Origin of the sequence: Photorhabdus temperata (assembly GCF_025384845.1) — a bacterium.
Taxonomy (GTDB): domain Bacteria; phylum Pseudomonadota; class Gammaproteobacteria; order Enterobacterales; family Enterobacteriaceae; genus Photorhabdus; species Photorhabdus temperata.
Genome location: NZ_JAJAFX010000009.1, coordinates 1 through 18153, shown reverse-complemented (window position 1 = coordinate 18153; position 18153 = coordinate 1). Strand labels below are relative to the sequence as shown.

At 46.7% G+C, this 18153-nt stretch carries 17 protein-coding genes; 15 read left to right on the top strand and 2 right to left on the bottom strand.

Features of this window, described 5'->3' with window-relative positions:
* Positions 1 to 88: 88 nt before the first annotated feature.
* A complete protein-coding gene (locus tag LGZ99_RS05055) occupies positions 89 to 931 on the bottom strand; it encodes a 23S rRNA (adenine(2030)-N(6))-methyltransferase RlmJ (protein ID WP_021323278.1) in 843 nt (280 codons plus the stop codon).
* Positions 932 to 1215: 284 nt separating this feature from the next.
* Between LGZ99_RS05055 and LGZ99_RS24780 the strand changes: the two genes are divergently transcribed.
* Positions 1216 to 1356 carry a DUF1090 family protein gene (locus tag LGZ99_RS24780; RefSeq protein WP_081704128.1) on the top strand — a complete coding sequence of 47 codons (141 nt, stop codon included), beginning with the start codon at positions 1216 to 1218 and terminating at the stop codon, positions 1354 to 1356.
* Between the two features lie 210 nt (positions 1357 to 1566).
* On the opposite strand, the gene LGZ99_RS05050 is transcribed toward LGZ99_RS24780, so the two are convergent.
* Positions 1567 to 2085 carry an Hcp family type VI secretion system effector gene (locus LGZ99_RS05050; RefSeq protein WP_021323277.1) on the bottom strand — a complete coding sequence of 173 codons (519 nt, stop codon included), beginning with the start codon at positions 2083 to 2085 and terminating at the stop codon, positions 1567 to 1569.
* 936 nt (positions 2086 to 3021) lie between these two features.
* Here LGZ99_RS05050 and tssB point away from each other — a divergent pair.
* The 14 genes from tssB to LGZ99_RS04980 form a co-directional block, all read left to right on the top strand.
* On the top strand, positions 3022 to 3519 hold the full coding sequence (gene tssB / locus LGZ99_RS05045; protein ID WP_021323276.1) for a type VI secretion system contractile sheath small subunit: 498 nt from the start codon (positions 3022 to 3024) through the stop codon (positions 3517 to 3519).
* 23 nt (positions 3520 to 3542) lie between these two features.
* A complete protein-coding gene (gene tssC, locus LGZ99_RS05040; protein ID WP_021323275.1) occupies positions 3543 to 5021 on the top strand; it encodes a type VI secretion system contractile sheath large subunit in 1479 nt (492 codons plus the stop codon).
* 6 nt (positions 5022 to 5027) lie between these two features.
* On the top strand, positions 5028 to 5468 hold the full coding sequence (gene tssE, locus LGZ99_RS05035; protein ID WP_023043433.1) for a type VI secretion system baseplate subunit TssE: 441 nt from the start codon (positions 5028 to 5030) through the stop codon (positions 5466 to 5468).
* Between the two features lie 2 nt (positions 5469 to 5470).
* Entirely contained in the window at positions 5471 to 7318 is a 1848-nt protein-coding gene (gene tssF, locus LGZ99_RS05030; protein ID WP_021323273.1) for a type VI secretion system baseplate subunit TssF, read from the top strand.
* Positions 7282 to 8331: a type VI secretion system baseplate subunit TssG gene (gene tssG, locus LGZ99_RS05025; RefSeq protein ID WP_021323272.1), complete on the top strand. Its 1050-nt coding sequence runs from the start codon at positions 7282 to 7284 to the stop codon at positions 8329 to 8331. Before tssF ends, tssG begins: the two co-directional genes overlap by 37 nt.
* Before the next feature lie 5 nt (positions 8332 to 8336).
* Positions 8337 to 9623, top strand: a complete 1287-nt coding sequence (gene tagH, locus LGZ99_RS05020) for a type VI secretion system-associated FHA domain protein TagH (RefSeq protein WP_036836719.1) — start codon at positions 8337 to 8339, stop codon at positions 9621 to 9623.
* Positions 9623 to 10189 (top strand): type VI secretion system lipoprotein TssJ, encoded by a 567-nt coding sequence (tssJ, locus tag LGZ99_RS05015; RefSeq protein WP_072008818.1) that lies wholly within the window; start codon positions 9623 to 9625, stop codon positions 10187 to 10189. Before tagH ends, tssJ begins: the two co-directional genes overlap by 1 nt.
* A gap of 2 nt (positions 10190 to 10191) precedes the next feature.
* Positions 10192 to 11544, top strand: coding sequence for a type VI secretion system baseplate subunit TssK (gene tssK / locus LGZ99_RS05010; protein ID WP_023043438.1), 1353 nt, complete (start codon positions 10192 to 10194; stop codon positions 11542 to 11544).
* The gene (icmH, locus tag LGZ99_RS05005) at positions 11544 to 12314 is read left to right on the top strand and encodes a type IVB secretion system protein IcmH/DotU (RefSeq protein ID WP_036836718.1); all 771 of its coding nucleotides are present in this window, start codon (positions 11544 to 11546) and stop codon (positions 12312 to 12314) included. Before tssK ends, icmH begins: the two co-directional genes overlap by 1 nt.
* 10 nt (positions 12315 to 12324) lie before the next feature.
* Complete coding sequence (tssH, locus tag LGZ99_RS05000; protein WP_036836717.1) at positions 12325 to 14964, top strand: type VI secretion system ATPase TssH; 2640 nt, start codon at positions 12325 to 12327, stop codon at positions 14962 to 14964.
* A complete protein-coding gene (locus LGZ99_RS04995) occupies positions 14961 to 15761 on the top strand; it encodes a helix-turn-helix domain-containing protein (protein ID WP_036836716.1) in 801 nt (266 codons plus the stop codon). Before tssH ends, LGZ99_RS04995 begins: the two co-directional genes overlap by 4 nt.
* Positions 15758 to 16405 carry a type VI secretion system-associated protein VasI gene (vasI, locus tag LGZ99_RS04990; protein WP_036836715.1) on the top strand — a complete coding sequence of 216 codons (648 nt, stop codon included), beginning with the start codon at positions 15758 to 15760 and terminating at the stop codon, positions 16403 to 16405. Before LGZ99_RS04995 ends, vasI begins: the two co-directional genes overlap by 4 nt.
* 4 nt (positions 16406 to 16409) lie before the next feature.
* Positions 16410 to 17837, top strand: a complete 1428-nt coding sequence (gene tssA / locus LGZ99_RS04985) for a type VI secretion system protein TssA (RefSeq protein WP_036836714.1) — start codon at positions 16410 to 16412, stop codon at positions 17835 to 17837.
* Positions 17834 to 18153: hypothetical protein (locus LGZ99_RS04980; RefSeq protein ID WP_262978903.1), on the top strand; the 320-nt coding region annotated here is incomplete at its 3' end. The genes tssA and LGZ99_RS04980, both read left to right, overlap by 4 nt.

The window sequence follows — 18153 nt, the reverse complement described above, 5'->3', positions numbered from 1 at the left end:
TGTAAAGGGTGAATACCCGATAGCCTATTTTGACAAAAAAGTATCAATCAGTTGTGATGGTTCTGGCTCTTACTGCCATCGCTGAAAGTTATTCTGGTGCAATCCATTTAACCAATGTGTGGCCTGTTCCTTCCGGCACCAGAACTTTGTGTAACCACGGCAACACCGATTTCATCTGCTGTTCCAGCTTCCAGGGGGGATTAATTACGATCATGCCAGAAGCGGTCATCCCCCGTTGATCACTATCAGGCCGGACAGCCAGCTCAATTTGCAAAATACTGCGAATGCCCGTTGCTTCCAGATCTCTAACCAAACGTTTGATCTGCTGGCGTAATACCACCGGATACCACAACGCATAAACACCTGTGGCAAAACGCTTATAACCTTCCTGAATGGCCTGAATAACCGCCTGATAATCAGATTTCAGCTCATAAGGAGGATCAATAAGGATAAATCCACGACGACTCTGTGGCGGCAATTGTGATTTTAATTGCTGATAACCATCTTCACGCACAACCCTAGAGCGGTTATCACGGGAGAATTCATTACGTAATAAAGGATAGTCACTCGGATGCAGTTCAGTCAGATTAAGCTTATCATTCTGTCGCAACAAATGGCGGGCAATTAAAGGCGATCCCGGATAATAACGTAAATGACTACTCTGATTTAGTGCAGTTACTGCACTCATATAAACTTTCAATTCTTGTGGTAAATCCTCACGCTGCCAGACGCGGGCAATCCCCTCCAGATACTCACCAGTACGTTCAGCGCGTTCACCGCTGAGTTGATAGCGGCCTGCACCAGCATGAGTATCCAAATAAAGGAAAGGTTTTTCCTTTTCTTTAAGAGATTCAATGATCAGGCTTTGTACAGTGTGTTTCAGTACATCGGCATGATTACCGGCGTGAAAGCTGTGGCGATAACTTAGCATTAGGTTTTAGATCCCAGAGCAGAGAATAGATTACTTGCCAGTATGGAATACCTGACAACTAAAAACCCATCCCAGTAGATGGGACAGATGGTAAGGCATCATTATAGCCCCATTAGCGATAAAAATGGCAGGATCCTGAATATCAAACTCAGAAAAGCAATCTTGTCATATCTATTAACGTTTAGGATAGGTAAAACATTTTATCAGGATAAATTATGGTATTTAAGAAAGTGCTGCTACCTGTGTTCTCACTGCCAATCATAAGAAACACTTACATACCATAAATACGCAAAAGTTGTAAGATAAAAAAACAAGACATTAAACGATTACTTAAATATGCAAGATTTCATGTTGATGCTTATCGAATCTCCAGCTTAGAACAAGCACTGAAAAATGTTAACATCCACTGTAACCAGGAAAAATAGCTAAAGTAAAAGCATAAAAAGATGACTGATTGTTATCGGAAACATTTAGTAAAATCGTTAAATAATACGTGTAAAAAATAGAAAAGAAAAAGAATAAAATAAACTGAAAGAAATTGAAGGTAGTTATTAATAATCCTGAATTTTAATAAAACAACTAAGCTTTTCAGCCAATGAAAAGATATTCCATTGGCTGAATGATTATATTACCTATCAGGCAACAATAGGTGCGCGCCAATCATCTGCGCCAGAAGTACCTGCGGTTGTATGTTCCCAGTTAATCTTACGATAAGACAGAGAAACACGAACCAACTGAGTAAATTCAGATTTTGTTGAATCCTGACAATGAGGCATTTTGCAATCAATGTCGATAATAGTGGCATCTTCCAACTGAGTTGTGAAGAAATGCTCTTGTTTTCCTTCAACAGAAGTGCGGTACCATTTCAATTCCACATTCGTCAGCATTTCACCAGAAGCCAATGCGTTATAAAGCAATGGAACCGATTTATTTAATGCAACTGTAAAACGGAATGGTTTATGAGCACGCTGACCAGAAGGCTGACCTGATTGAGGATCAGTTGGTACGGTAACTACATGATCAAATGCCTGAACTAGCATTTCATCTTCGTGCCCCTGAACATAAATATTACCCACTGACTCAGCAGTGAATGAACCAGCGGTAATATTACCCTGGGTTTTTCCAGTGATGGAAATATAACATGGAGTTGGCATGAAAATATCCTTTAAGAAATTGTGTCAACATATTTAAGGTAGCGCTCATATTAATTTCAATAGTAACTATTTCATTTTGAAAAAAATCACTTACAAATGTATGAACGCTGAAATGAATAATAAATACCAAACAGCTCATTTCAAAATAAAATCTAAATTGCAAAATTGTTTGCCCATCACCAGCAAACATAAATATTATAATTAATGCCATTATAATAAAATAATATTGTTTTTTAAAAATAAACAGAACAATTAACTGATAACAATAATTCCCTTTAGAGAAAAAATTACATATCAATATGAAATATAAAGACTTAAATAAAGTCAAGAAAAATTGTTTCTTGGTCAATTAAAAATTGATAAATAGATCAAAAAATCAAAATCACCCACCTGATTAATAACGAAAATAATATTTACAATGTGAAACTAACTCCAAGATGTAAACAGAAATACACTTGGAAACACTTTGTTACACAATGAAACAAAAAATCACTAAAAATTTATAAATACCCAGAAAAATAGCTGCTAATATTACTATATTGGGGGACTTGACAAAGAAATAGCTTAAGAAAAGATCAAAGCGTAAATTATTGCAAAATATAATAAAATTACCAAAAGGCCGAATAGAGGGGTATATCTGCCTATGTTTTATCTTTACAATAAAAAAACAAAATGCGACACTCTGCTTTGCAGAGCTGTCTATATTGATGCTATTGCTCGATGAGTAAGAATATTCTGAATCCGTATTTATCTATATACTCATACAAGTCGGCTTACTACCCAATTCAATGCAGTCAATCCTCCGTTTCATTAAATCAGGAGGGATTTTTATGTTATCCATCACATAATAGGTAGGTATCAGGGGCAACTCTCTCATCAATATTGTTATCAAATAATTCCTAATTGCCGAAATTGTATTACCCGAAGGATTTTAATATGAGTAAAAATAGCCCAGGCAGTGTAGCACCGAAGGAAAGGATTAATATAAAATACGTTCCTAATACCGGTGATCAAGTAGCTGAAATCGAATTACCACTTAATTTACTTATTGTCGGTGATCTTAAAGGGACGAAAGAAGATACGCCAATTGAAGAACGTCAAGCTGTTTCTGTGCACAAAAATAATTTTAATTCTGTGATGAATGAAGCAAACATCAATCTCACATTTAACGTCCCTAATCGTCTCAATGATGATAGTGGAGATGACCTGCCAATTAACCTGGAAATAAAATCATTAAACGATTTTTCACCCGATAACGTGGCAAAGAAAGTTCCTGAATTAAATAAACTTTTAGAACTGCGTGAAGCACTTGTCGCACTCAAAGGGCCGTTAGGAAATATTCCAGCGTTCCGCACCCGTTTACAAGAATTACTGGGTGATGAAAAAGTCCGCGAACAACTTCTAAAAGAGCTTGAAATCGTCAATCAAAAGTAATTGACTGAAAAGGAGTTTTTAACATGTCCTTGCATGAAGAGAGCAGTACAACATTAGCCCCAGGGTCCACCACCTCTTTGCTTGACGAAATTATGTCTCAGGCAAGAATGACGCCGGAAAATGACGGCTACCATATAGCAAAACAAGGTGTTGCGGCTTTTATCAGCAGCATTTTGGATACAGGTTCTAACGAAGAACCTATCAACAAACTTGTCGTTGATAGAATGATTGTTGAACTTGATAAAACACTGAGCACTCAAGTCGATGAAATCATGCACGCCAAAGAGTTCCAAGAGCTGGAATCATCATGGCGTTCACTGAAATTGTTGGTTGATCGTACAGATTTCCGTGAAAACATCAAAATCAACATCATCCATGCCACCAAAGAAGAATTACTGGAAGATTTTGAATTCTCACCAGAAATCATCCAGTCAGGCTTATACAAGCATGTTTACTCAACAGGTTATGGCCAGTTTGGCGGTGAACCGGTTGCCGCGGTTATCGGTAACTACGCGTTTAGCAATAGCTCACCCGATATCAAACTGATGCAATATGTCAGCGCGGTTGGTGCAATGGCTCACGCGCCATTCCTCTCCTCTGTCGCGCCTGATTTCTTTGGCATCAGCAGCTTTACCGAACTGCCAGCAATTAAAGATCTAAAATCCGTCTTTGAAGGCCCGGCTCACACCAAATGGCGTGCTCTACGCGAATCTGAGGATTCACGTTATCTCGGCTTGACAACACCACGATTCCTGCTGCGTCTGCCATATTCAACTATTGAAAACCCAATTAAAAACTTTAACTATCAGGAAGATGTCAGCAAAGATCACGAACATTTCCTGTGGGGCAACACTGCGTATCTGCTAGCATCCTGCCTGACTGACAGCTTCGCCAAATATCGCTGGTGCCCGAACATTATCGGCCCGCAAAGCGGCGGTACTGTCAGCGATCTACCCGTTCACCTGTTCGAAGCAATGGGACAAATCCAAGCCAAGATCCCAACAGAAGTTCTGGTTACTGATCGCCGTGAGTTCGAATTGGCTGAAGAAGGTTTTATCACCCTGACAATGCGTAAAGGCAGTGATAACGCTGCATTCTTCTCTGCCAACTCAGTTCAGAAGCCAAAAGTATTCCCGAACACCCGCGAAGGGAAAATGGCTGAAACCAACTACAAACTGGGTACTCAACTGCCCTATATGTTCATCATCAACCGCCTTGCACACTACATCAAAGTGTTGCAGCGCGAGCAGATTGGTTCCTGGAAAGAGCGTCAAGATCTGGAGCGTGAACTGAACACCTGGCTGAAACAGTACATCGCCGATCAGGAAAATCCACCAACAGATGTCCGCAGCCGTCGTCCGCTGCGTTCTGCCCAAATTCAGGTTTTGGATGTGGAAGGAGATCCAGGCTGGTATCAGGTGGCAATGCAAGTTCGCCCTCATTTCAAATATATGGGAGCCAGCTTTGAGTTGTCACTGGTAGGACGTTTGGATAAGGAATAATTAGTCATGGCTGCGCTGTACAGTTGGAATAGAGAAGGTTCTGCCAGCTTGTTTGAGCGTATTCAGGGGAAGAACTCCGGTTCTTCCCGCCAGTCAAGAATGCGTGAGCTACTCAACTCCATCAGACGGCACCTGAATAATGTTCTCAATACCCATCCGGGGGCTTGTCAGAGTGCGGTAGATCTTGGCGTTATTGATCTCAATGACGCCACAACCACCGCAACTGACTTTAAGCAAAGTATTGAACAGGCTATAGAACATTGCATTAGAAGTTATGAACCAAGAATATCGTCAGTCTCTGTCAGTGCAATCCACGATGATAGTGACCCGCTGCTGTTGAGTTTTCACATCAGTGCCCAGGTATCCCTGGATGATATTAATGATGTGGTTGAATTTAACATTCAACTGGATAACAACCGGCGTTATTGCCTAGAGCGGACTCAGTAAATATGTCACTTGAAAAATACTTCAGAGAGGAATTGGATTACCTGAGACAATTGGGGAAACAAGCTGCAATTGAACATCCTCACCTCGCTTCATTTCTGTCTGAACAAGGCTCTGACCCGGATGTTGAGCGTCTGTTGGAAGGATTTGCATTCCTTGCCGGTAACTTACGGGCAAAAATTGATGATCAGTTCCCCGAACTGACTCACGGGTTACTGCATATGCTATGGCCAAATTATCTGCGGCCAACACCCAGCATGACGATTATCCAGTACACACCCGATGACGGCACCGTCACAAAGGCCACGCAGATTAAGCGCGGCTCGCAAATCCAGAGTTGTCCGTTGGCAAATGATGATGACGATGAAGATGAAAATATATACTCAAGCAGTACCAACGCAAATAAAGCAGACAGAGATAACCGCTGTACTTTCACTTTATGCCGTGATGTCTGGCTGTTTCCAATGTCGATCAGGGACATTTCCGTCAATAACAGCAATGAGCAAGGTGTTATTGGTCTGAACTTTACCTCAAAGACAGAACTCAGCTTACAAGAGCTGCAACTTGATAAGCTGCGTTTTTATCTGAGCGGCGATGATTACAGCAGTACACAGCTCTATTTTTGGCTCAGTTACTACCTTGAAGACGCAAAACTTATCGTAGGCGATACCACCATTTCATTGCCGGATTTTGATGTCGTTCCGGTTGGTTTTAACCGGGAAGATGCTCTGTTGCCTTACCCGAAAAACTCCTATATGGGTTATCGCATCTTGCAGGAATACTTCTGCTTTTCTGAAGGGTTTCTGTTTTTTGATATCACGGGTTTCCCCAAGTTACCGGCAGATCTTAAAGCCAGTGATTTTACGCTGAATCTCTATTTTTCAGAAGCACTTCCACCGGAAGTTAAAATTCGTCAGGATACTTTCCGGCTGCACTGTGTGCCGGCAATCAACCTCTTCCCAATGGATAGCGAAGCTATCCTATTGGATGGCAGCCAGGCGGAATATCCATTAAAAGCCAACTATAGCCATCCTGATCGCTACGACATTTTCTCCATTGATAAAGTGGAAAGCAATCTGCTTGGTCCAGATGGTAAACCCGACTTCACGCGCGGTAGTGAGCGGAGCTATGTACCATTTGAAAGTTTTCATCATCAAATCGAGCATGAAAGCGAACTCAACACCCGCTATTTCCGTATCAGGGTCAAAGAATCCCCTTTCCGCAAAGGGCTTGAGCACTATCTCTCTTTCGTACGTGGCGATGCATCGCAGTTATTGGAACTAGAAAGGCATGAAAATGTTTCTATCAAATTGACCTGCACCAACCGCGAACTGCCACTGCAACTACGGGTGGGTGACATTAATTACGCTTCACTGGGTAGCCCACCATTTGCGTCATTTCGTAATATAACCCGCCCATCCGTTCCACTTTATCCATTGATGAGCGGCGAATATCACTGGTCCCTCATCTCAAATATGTCACTGAATTATATGACATTACTGAATAAGGACTCCCTGAAACAGGTACTGAGTACCTACGATCTCCCCAGCATATATAATAGGCAGTCATCACGGTCATCACAAAAACGGCTGAATGCGATTGAACGGATTGAAACGAAACCAATAGACCGCCTGTTTAAAGGACTTCCTGTACGTGGTTCAGAATCAACATTATATATCCGACAACAGGCTTTTAGCTCTGAAGGTGAGCTCTATATGTTCGGCACCATACTGTCACGTTTCCTTGCATTATATGCCAGCATTAATTCCTTCCACATGCTGAAGGTGATCAATTTAGATAATCAGGAATGTTATCAATGGCCGGTACAAATAGGTCAACACGCGTTGATGTAACAGGTAAAAACTCGACAGAAAATCGAGTACTGGATGTATCAAAATACAACTTTTATCAATTGGTTGAATTACTCAACCAATTGGCGGTAGCGTGGGAAAAAACAGGGCAAACCGATCGCCCAGACCGGGAATCAATCAGTTTCAGATCCAGTGCCAGCCTGGCTTTCCCGACCAGAGATGTTGTCTCTGTGAAACGTACCGAGCAAGGCCGTTTTCAGGTAGAAGTCTCTTTTCTTGGATTACATGGCAGTCAGTCGCCGATGCCTGGCTATTATCTTGATTCACTGGCATGGGAAGAAGCTCAAGGCGAAAACCGGCTGACTAATTTTCTGAATATTTTCAACCACCGCTCAGTCGTCATGCTTTATCAAATCTGGCGGAAATATCGTTATTACATCTGTTTTGACAAAAACGGGATGGACGATTTTTCTCAGCGCATGTTCTCTCTGGTAGGACTTGGCAGTGATGTGAATCGTACTCATTTGAACATCAATCACAGCAAGATGCTGGCCTATGCCGGGATGCTAGCCAGTCCGAGCAGATCGCCGGAAGTGATATGCAGCCTGATTTCACACTGTTTTGATCTACAGGATGTTACTGTGCACGGCTGGCAATTAAGGAAAGTCACTATTCCCTTATCACAGCAAAACCGCTTAGGTCAAACGCTGACAGCTGACGGTGAGAAAAATGTGAAAATGTCCATACTGGGCGAAAACTTCACCATCGGTTCCTGGGTGAAAGGCTACAACAGTAAATTTATGATATGTATCAATGACCTATCCCGTGAACACTTCCTGTCATTCCTACCGGACGGAAAAAATTTCCTGCCACTGGTGATGTTTATCTGCTTTGTCCTGCGCGATCAATTGGCTTGGGATCTACGTCTTGGGCTGGCCGAAAACCAAGCGGGCGGCATGGTGCTTGGTACGAAACAAAACAATAATCTAGGGTGGACCAGCTTTCTCGGCGAGCCGGAAAAGAAACCCTTTATCACAATTTCAGTTAGTGGATAAAGACGATGGAAAAACAACAGCCAACCCTTTCATTACGCGTGATCAACAGCGATCAACTGGAAAGCGGCAAATCTGCCAGTTGCTTGTTCTCCACTCAAGGCGGCACCGTCGGCAGCAGCGAAAGCCATCTTTGGTCTGTTCAAGATCAGAAAGGCAATATCAATCCATCACAATTTACTATCCAATGGCGTGATGGCGCATTCTGCCTGCAAATGATCGCCGGGCCTCTGTTTGTGAATCAATCACCACTGACCTCGGGTACCGGCTTCATCCGATTGCAACAAGGGGATGAAATTACTGTCGGCAAATTGGTGCTCAAAAGCCATATCAGTTTTTCCGACGCAGATCGGATTGATCCCATGATGGTATCACCGGAATCGCTTGTCTCCAGCTATAGCAATCCACTGGACGCCATGATGGAAAAAGACCCAGTCCAAGATACCACTTTCACCGATCATCGTTCTTTGGCGCCAACGATTAACCACGATTTTAGCCATGACCCACTTAAGGTTCTCGACAGCGAAAATCTGACCACACTGGACCAAACCCCAGTGAGTAATGAAATAAACCAGAGCCTGCAACAAGGCCATTACAACACCCCATTATTCTTCTCTCCCCTCTCAGACAACAGAGGCAATGCTATGGATCGGGATTTTGTTGATTTACCGAGTATCTCTTCACCTTTAAGTGAACAGTATCAGGACATGGAACAGCAGCACATCGCTATCACACCATTGATGCGAGGATTGAGCACACAATTACCTTTGCATAACAGCCAACAGGCCAACGACTTTCTGGAAGAAATGGGTAAAACCATGAAAGCGGCGATTGAAGGCTTACTGGCATTGCAACGTGCACAACATGGTCTGCGTGATAAGCAACTACGCCCTATCGAAGACAACCCACTGCGGCTCAATATGGATTACGACACCACCATGCAGGTGATGTTCGCGGATCAAAAAAGCCCGGTACATCTCTCTGCGCCATCCGCCGTCGCTGAAAGCCTGCACAACCTGCAACTGCACTATCAGGCTAACCGGATCGCGATCACTGCCGCATTGAACACCATGTTGGATGCTTTCTCACCGGAACACCTACTCAACCGTTTCGCTCAATACCGTCGCAGTAATGAGACGCAGGAGAAAGACGCAACCTGGGCGTGGGAAATGTACACCAGTTACTACCGCGAACTGGCTTCCAGCCGCCAGCAGGGATTCGAAAAACTGTTTAGTGAAGTCTATGAACAAGCTTATGACCGCGCTCTGCGTCAGGGTTTAGAGGATAGCCAGTAATGAAACGCTCCGGCGGTAATACCTCATGGTTCAGTAATCACACCTTATGGTTTGTATTGCTGGCAGCGCTGATGTTAAACGGTTGCAGCGGTGCATGGCAGGCTACGAAGAAAGTCGGACAGGTTGTCTGGGACCCATCGACCCCGGTCGGTCAACCTGCGGATTTACCTTCCACCGCGGCGATCACTTTGCTGGCAGAGCCTGATATCAATCCCAACAAAAATGGCGAACCCACGCCGGTTGAAATGCATCTGATCTATCTCAGTGAAGATTCCCGCCTGCTTGCCGCTGATTATGATCAGCTTGAGAGCGACAAACTGGATAAAGCGCTGGGGAAAAATTACATCAACCATCAGGATTACACCTTATTGCCGGGGCAGTACAAACCGTTGCCAGTCATCCCACTGGAAAAAAATAGCCGTTACATCGGCGTCATCGTTCGTTATGCCGATATCAATCAATCTGAATGGAAAAAAGTGATCAAAGTAAAAGACACAGGACAGCAATACCACATCTTGGTGCACATCAGAGCGAACGAAGTTGAACTTAGAAAAGAGGAGCAATAATTATGTCAGGTAAAAATCGGGTGATTTGGCGCGAAGGATTATTTATCAAGCCACAACACTTCCAACAACAGCAAAAACATAATGACTATCTGGCTCACAGCCGCCTGGCAACCTTAACCAGTTACGGTTACGGTTTCAGTTCCCTGACTATTGACAAGGATCTTCTCGCTCTGGGGCGTATCGGTATCACCGAAGCCAGCGGTATCATGCCGGATGGCACCGTGTTCTCTATTCCGCATCAGGATGTCACGCCTCAGCCACTTGATGTAGAGAATTTGCACGATAGCAACAGCAAAAGTATCTACCTGGCGCTACCAATAGCCAACGACACCCTCAATGAAATCTCCCATTCGGAATCCGATCAGGCCGGGGCTGTACGCTACCGTGAACATACGGCGGATATCCGTGACCTGCACACTGATGGCGGTGATGTCAGCCAGCTCATGCTGGCACAACTGACACCGGTTTTGAAACAGGGCTCAGAGGATCTCAGCGCGTTCTCTTTGCTGCCGTTATGCCAGATAATAGAAAAGTTGCCGACTGGGACTCTCATACTGGATGAAGAATTCGTGCCAACCTGTACATCCATCAATGTTTCCAGCCGGTTAAAAATCTACATGGATGAAGTGAATATGGCACTGATAGAACGAGGCAGATCACTCTCTGATCGGATTGGTTCACCTAGTCAGCAAGGAGTAGCTGATGTTGCTGAATTTATGATGCTCCAGTTAGTTAACCGGGTTCAGCCATGGTTTAACCACTACGCCAGACAATCCATTCTGCACCCACAAGATTTTTTCACTCAGTTGATCCAAACCTGTGGTGAACTAAGAACATTCACGGCTGCATCGCGTCAGGTTGGCATTGTACCGGATTACACTCATGACAATCTCACGAAGACATTCAAGGAAACCATGATCCCCATGCGCGAAGCACTGGGTGTTGTCCTGACCCCGCGCGCGATCCCAATTAAATTACAAAATCAATCAAATGGTATCCAGGTGGCAAACATTTATGATCGTGATGTATTGACCAAAGCGGATTTCATTCTGGCAATCCGCGCACAGATGCCACAGGATCAATTACTCCGCCAATTCCCTCAGCAAACTAAAGTCACATCGTTGGAAAAAATCCGCGAAAGGGTCAGCGTCCAGTTGCCTGGCGTAAAACTGGTCGCGCTTCCTGCGGCTCCACGTCAGTTGCCTTATCACGCCGGCTACACCTATTTCCGTTTTGATCAACAAGGCACGGCGTGGCAAGAGATTCTGAAAGGCACCACCATTGCCTTCCATGTCTCGGGGGACTTCCCTGGATTAGACATGCAATTCTGGGCAGTCAGCAATGGGAGTGACTAATGAAAACCGAAGCCATTAATGACAACCCGGCTCTAACGCCGGAAGTCACTGATGCTGTTTCGCATCGTCAGTATCAGTTACCGCTGCGTGGAGAAAGCCTGAACCCAATGATTGATGCCGCCACACCGCTGCTTGGCATGGTGATGCGAATGAAAGACATGGGTGATCAGCCGCTGCCGGACCAACTTTACCAACAGGTCGTGACCGATATTCAGGCAATCGAACAATTTCTGCAAACTAAAGGTTATGAACCGGGCGCGATTGTCTCTTTCCGCTACATGCTCTGTACCTTCATTGACGAAACCGCACTGGGGCATGGCTGGAACAGCAAAAATGAGTGGTTACAACAATCACTACTGGTGAGATTTCACAATGAAACCTGGGGTGGTGAAAAAGTCTTTCAGTTGCTAGAGCGTTTAATGGGTGAACCTAAGCGCTATCAGCATCTGCTGGAATTTATCTATCTCTGCTTCTGCCTTGGCTACCGTGGCCGCTACAAAGTGGCTTCGCAGAAAGGTGATGATTTTGAACATTTATTCCGCCGGTTACACCAACAACTGCACACACTGCGGGGAGAAGCGCCAGCAACCATTCTGCACAGTAACGCTAACGAGCGTGATGGCCGCTACCGACTGGGTAAACGTCTGACCATCAAACACCTGTTCTGGAGCGGCACTGCGCTGCTCGCCGTGGTTTATGGCTTCTATGCTGTCCGGCTGTACAGCCAGACCGAGAACATCTTACAACAGCTAAATAATTTACTGAGCTAGGAAAGAACCGATGATCCAGATTGATCTACCCACATTAGTTAACCGCTTAAATCCGATGACCCGGCACGCTCTGGAAACGGCGGCGGCACAGTGTGTCAGCCAGCAGCAACCTGAGATCACTGTCTCTCAGCTACTGCTGCAAATGATCAACACACCTCTCAGTGATGTCAGAGCGATCTTCAGTCAAGCCGAGGTGGACAGTGACTTGCTAAAAGAGCAGCTTGATCAAATGATCCCTCACCATCAAACAATGGTTCAAGCCTACCCCAACTTCTCCCCGATGCTGGTAGAGTGGTTACAAGATAGCTGGCTGTTAGCATCAACCGAAATGCAGCATCAAGAATTACGCAGCGGTGTCATGCTGATGACATTGCTGTTCAGCCCGTTACGCTACCTGACACCACAATCTGCTCGTCTTCTGTCGGGAATAAACCGCGAATTGCTGCGTCAGAATTTCACACAATGGACTGCCGGCTCTGCCGAACAACCTGTTGTGGAGAACGATAAAAATGGACAAGGCAAAACCGCCGCCAACAGTGACAGCCTGCTCGCCCGTTTTACCCAGAATATGACAGAACAGGCCCGTCAGGGAAAACTCGATCCGGTTCTGTGCCGTGACACCGAAATCGACCTGATGATCGATATTCTCTGCCGTCGCCGTAAAAACAACCCAATTGTGGTGGGTGAAGCGGGCGTGGGTAAAAGCGCACTGATTGAAGGGCTGGCTTTACGCATTATCGACAACCAGGTACCGGAAAAATTGCGCAACAGTGAACTGATGACACTCGATCTGGGCGCGTTACAGGCGGGAGCGGCAGTAAAAGGTGAATTTGAAAAACGATTCAAAGGCATCATGAGTGAAATCAGCCAGTCATCCGTACCGGTTATTCTGTTCATTGATGAAGCCCACACGCTGATTGGCGCGGGCAATCAACAGGGCGGGCTGGATATCTCCAACCTGCTGAAACCCGCCCTGGCTCGTGGTGAATTGAAAACTATCGCCGCAACTACTTGGGGCGAATACAAAAAATATTTCGAAAAAGACGCGGCCCTCTCCCGCCGTTTCCAACTGGTAAAAGTAGCCGAACCGACAGCGGAAGAAGCCACTATTATTATGCGTGGCCTGCGGGCAATCTATGAACAGGCTCATGGCGTATTGATCGATGACGAAGCGCTGAAAGCCTCTGCGGTATTAAGTGACCGCTACCTCTCCGGTCGCCAGCTACCAGACAAAGCGATTGATGTACTGGATACCGCTTGTGCACGTGTTGCCATCAACCTAACAGCCCCTCCGCGTCAGATTTCCGCACTGAAAAACCAGCTCCACCAGCAAAAAATGGAATCGGATGTGCTGGCAAGGGAACAACGGATGGGGTTGAACCAACATACTGACAGACTGGATGAACTACAGCAGCAACAGCAAGAAACAACAGAAAAACTAACTGAACTGGAAGCCAGTTGGCAGCAACAACAGCAACTGGTTCAGCAAATTATTGAACTGCGCCGTCAGCTATTAACGGATGAAACAACTGATGAAACAGAAGAGGGCGCATCATCCGCAGAAGTAACAACCGAAGAATTGATTGCCAAACTGGCTGAACTTAACCAACAGCTGGAGCAGTTACAGCAACAACAAACACTGGTTTCTCCTCATGTGAATAAAAACCAGATTGCGGCGGTTATCGCTGAATGGACCGGCGTACCACTTAATCGTCTTTCACAAAGTGAACTCTCTGTTGTCACTGAACTGCCAATCCATCTGGGACAAAGCATCAAAGGGCAGGATCTCGCCATCAAATGTCTGCATCAACATCTGCTGACAGCCAGAGCCGACCTGCGTCGCCCCGGTCGCCCACTGGGCGCTTTTCTGCTGGTAGGGCCAAGCGGTGTTGGTAAAACCGAAACCGTTTTGCAAATTGCGGAATTAATGTTCGGAGGCCGTCAATACCTGACCACCATTAATATGTCTGAATTTCAGGAAAAACACACCGTTTCCCGCCTGATTGGCTCACCTCCGGGCTATGTAGGATATGGTGAAGGGGGCGTACTCACCGAAGCTATTCGCCAAAAACCTTACTCCGTCGTCCTGCTTGATGAAGTGGAAAAAGCCCACCCTGACGTACTGAACCTGTTCTATCAGGCATTCGACAAAGGTGAACTGGCCGATGGTGAAGGTCGGGTGATTGATTGCAAAAACGTTGCCTTCTTCCTGACCTCCAACCTGGGCTATCAAACCATTGTTGATAACGCTGATAAACCGGAAGAGATGAACGACCTGCTCTACCCTGAACTGGCGGCTTTCTTCAAACCGGCACTACTGGCGCGAATGGAAGTGGTGCCTTATCTGCCATTGGGATACGACACCTTGAAAACCATTATCCAGGGCAAACTGGTCCGCCTTGATAACTTATTACGTCAACGTTTCAATGCCGAAGTCACCATCAGTGACGATGTCATTGAAGAGATACTGCAACGAGCAACCCGAGCTGAAAACGGCGCACGTATGCTGGAATCGATCATTGATGGCGCTTTGTTGCCGCCACTATCCCTGCTGCTGTTGCAAAAAATGGCTTCAGGAAAACAGATCAGTACCATCCAGTTGACCGTTGATACACATGAATTCAACGTGGCGGTTGAGGAGATACCATGAAACAACGGCTGAAAAGCGCATTAGCGTTATTGGAAAATGACTCTATTGAGCAGCTGGTTCACCACTTTCTTCAAGTGAATCACCAACGCCAGCGTTTTGACGCCTTGCTGGTTTCTCTGCTTAACATGAATGAAAACCGCCTTGAATGCTACCGGCTGCCAGCGCCAAACCAAATAAGCGCTCTGCAACTGGACGTCAATATTGGCGATATCAACCATCCGCTGGTACAAATCCTGTACAAAGGAACCCCCACAACTTGGGGGTCACTCAATCAAGGAGTGCGGGTAGACAATCAAAACTTTCGCACCTTTGTAGAAGAGCTTCCCCACCGCTGCGGTCTACATGCCATCCCGCTATTTAACTGCAACGGACAAGCATGTGGTGTCATTGCTGTTTTCGCCGAAGATGTCAGTCGCTTTGCTGACGATAGCAACATGTTTTACATCTACTGCTATGTGATGCAGCACCGGCTAAAAAGATTGCAGGAATTGGAACAACTGCGTGAACAACTGCGCCAGATCCGCCAGGTCTTCCAGACCCAGCGCCAAAAAGAGAAACAGCTTGATGAATTATTGGCTTCATTGAGCACCACAGCAGAAAACAAAACATCGGCCAGCGTCTCTCACGATTACAGCAAAATTGACAACCTGCCTCAGGCAATCGAAGAGTTTGAATGTGCGGTGCTGATACAACGCCAGCATATTTACGGCAACAACACCAAACAAATTGCTGAAAGCCTGGGAATTGCTCCCCGCACATTGACTTATAAGCTGGCGAAATACAGGTGTAAACTATGAGCTTCTTGCTACTTGTCAGTTCATTAATCGCATCTCTGACGGGCACACCTGATATTCAGCCAGCTCAGGAAACCACAACAGAGCCCCCACTATTGGCCTTACAGCAATGTCGTTCAGAACCTTCACCGCTGATCAGACTCGATTGCTATGACCGTCTATTGGATAAAGTGGATAACATTGCCGTTATCCCGTTAGAAAAAACCGGCCCAGCTTGGAGACAGGCAATGGAACAGGAAATGAAACGAACTGACCACTCAACCGGTTTTATCACTACCCAATCCGAAGGAATACCGAACCGCGTCATACTCACCACGCCCGCGATCGGTGTTCTGCCACCACGGCCGGTACTGATGCTAAGTTGCATCGATAGCATCACCCGGATACAGGTCGCCCTGGCTAAACCACAAGACAGTGGCACAGTGATGATTTCGACTGACATAACCCAATTCAGCGCCGACTGGTTCTTACGCGAAAATGGCTACCTGCTGGAATCCAGCCGTGGGCTACCAGGCATTGAACAACTTAAACGACTGATGACAGGCCACACCCTGACCATCAAAACTGACAACGGAAGTCAGATAACATTCAACATTTCTCAACTGGAACAGGCGGTGAAACCTTTACGCACCGCCTGTCGTTGGTGATCCCATGGATATCAGGAAACAATTTGACTGGCAGGCACTCCTGCTGACCCCCTTATCGGATGAACTGATTGGCAAGGAGCTGGATGAAAACGAACCCGCCTGGGAATATATTGACGGGGAAATGGTTAAGCTGGGCTCACTGGCCCATTCCACCCTCGACATTGAAGAGATCCAGCGTCAGGCGCTGCAACTGTTCAGCGAAAAAAGCAAAGATTTCAGGCTGATGGTTCATCTGTTGCGCACATTACAACACAGCAGCAATCCCGCTGAACTGATACTGGCAATGGAGCTGCTGGCCGATTACATTCAGCATTACTGGCAGACAGCCTGGCCGCAAAAACCCCTGCTCAAACGTCGCCTGGCACAACAGGTCATTAAACGCTTTGATTCTGCTCAGGCCGGCTTCTGCGAACAGGCTGATGAGACTCAGCGCGAAGAGGCGCAAGGCGCACTGGCTCATCTGGCGCAATGCTGGCATACCGATGAACCCGCCCTGGCTAAAGAGATCGACCAGCTGCGCCCCCGCTATGCTCGCAAACCCGCGCCAAAACCCGTAGCCGCACCGGTTGAATCAACAGAAACCGCCACACAACCCGCGGTCACCTCAGCGCTGACACCGGCACCGGATATCGCGGTAGACAGCTCCAGTGAAAAAGCCTGGAAACAAACCTTACTCACCGTCGCTGATCTCCTGTGTGAACGCCAGCCCGACACCGCTACAGGTTACCGTCTGCGCCGTTATGCCATCTGGCACACCCTGACCACCGCACCGATGGCCAACAGTGAAGGCAAAACCCCGCTGGCACCCACTTCGGCAGACCGGACCGCGGATTATCTGGCAAAACTGCCCACGGCTGATAAATCCCTGCTGCGACAGATAGAACAGAGCCTGACCCTCGCCCCCTACTGGCTTGACGGCCACGCTATCGCGGCTCAGGCTGCCGAAAAACTCGGCTATGCCGCCGTCGCCGGGGCCATCCGTGATGAACTGAACGCCTTTCTTGCACGCCTGCCGGTTTTACAGACTCTCTATTTTTCCGACAGGAGTCCGTTTATCTCATCCTCAACCCTGAACTGGCTGCAACCGCCGGCGACGACGGCCGTTAACGGCGGCGCAACACCGGATCAGGAAGCCATCTGGCAATGTTTCCGGCAGCACGGACTGGAGGCCGCCCTCAACGCGGCAGAACAGCACCAGCAACAACTGACCGAACCCCGGGATCAATTCTACGGTCAGCTGCTCACGGCACAGTTGCTTGAACAGGCGGGTATGACGGCCCTGGCGCAACAACATTACCGGCATCTGTTACAGGCAGGACAACACCTGTCACTCACCCATTGGGAGCCCGGCCTGCTGGCGGCACTGGCAGAAAAAGCCGCCATGACCGCCGTCTCAAAGGATACGATGACCAACAGGAGCGTTAACCCATGAACTGGCTCTCTCTTCTTCTGAAAAATATCAAAAAACCGGCGATGCCGCGCCTGCCGCCGCTCAAAGCCACCGCCTCGCTGATACTGGCCCTCCTGCCCTGTATTGCCCTCATCTGGATATGGTGGTGGGGACCCGGCTGGCAGTTCAGACAAACCCACCCGCTGGAAAATCTCTCCGCCCGCTGGCTGGCGACCGTCATTATTCTGCTGCTGGCACTGGGCTTTATCGGGACCAAAATCTGGCGCCGTCTGCGTCAGCTCGAAAAACTCAAACTGGATGTGGCGTTAAGGGAGGTCGATCCGGTCCTGGCCGATAT

Excerpts from the sequence above, each read along its gene's own strand:
- tssB (WP_021323276.1), top strand. The coding sequence starts at position 3,022 with ATGAGTAAAAATAGCCCAGGCAGTGTAGCACCGAAGGAAAGGATTAAT.
- icmH (WP_036836718.1), top strand. The coding sequence starts at position 11,544 with ATGAAAACCGAAGCCATTAATGACAACCCGGCTCTAACGCCGGAAGTC.
- tssF (WP_021323273.1), top strand. The coding sequence starts at position 5,471 with ATGTCACTTGAAAAATACTTCAGAGAGGAATTGGATTACCTGAGACAA.
- tssG (WP_021323272.1), top strand. The coding sequence starts at position 7,282 with ATGGCCGGTACAAATAGGTCAACACGCGTTGATGTAACAGGTAAAAAC.
- vasI (WP_036836715.1), top strand. The coding sequence starts at position 15,758 with ATGAGCTTCTTGCTACTTGTCAGTTCATTAATCGCATCTCTGACGGGC.
- tssC (WP_021323275.1), top strand. The coding sequence starts at position 3,543 with ATGTCCTTGCATGAAGAGAGCAGTACAACATTAGCCCCAGGGTCCACC.
- tssK (WP_023043438.1), top strand. The coding sequence starts at position 10,192 with ATGTCAGGTAAAAATCGGGTGATTTGGCGCGAAGGATTATTTATCAAG.
- LGZ99_RS05055 (WP_021323278.1), bottom strand. The coding sequence starts at position 931 with ATGCTAAGTTATCGCCACAGCTTTCACGCCGGTAATCATGCCGATGTA.
- tssE (WP_023043433.1), top strand. The coding sequence starts at position 5,028 with ATGGCTGCGCTGTACAGTTGGAATAGAGAAGGTTCTGCCAGCTTGTTT.
- tssA (WP_036836714.1), top strand. The coding sequence starts at position 16,410 with ATGGATATCAGGAAACAATTTGACTGGCAGGCACTCCTGCTGACCCCC.
- LGZ99_RS04995 (WP_036836716.1), top strand. The coding sequence starts at position 14,961 with ATGAAACAACGGCTGAAAAGCGCATTAGCGTTATTGGAAAATGACTCT.
- tagH (WP_036836719.1), top strand. The coding sequence starts at position 8,337 with ATGGAAAAACAACAGCCAACCCTTTCATTACGCGTGATCAACAGCGAT.
- tssJ (WP_072008818.1), top strand. The coding sequence starts at position 9,623 with ATGAAACGCTCCGGCGGTAATACCTCATGGTTCAGTAATCACACCTTA.
- tssH (WP_036836717.1), top strand. The coding sequence starts at position 12,325 with ATGATCCAGATTGATCTACCCACATTAGTTAACCGCTTAAATCCGATG.
- LGZ99_RS05050 (WP_021323277.1), bottom strand. The coding sequence starts at position 2,085 with ATGCCAACTCCATGTTATATTTCCATCACTGGAAAAACCCAGGGTAAT.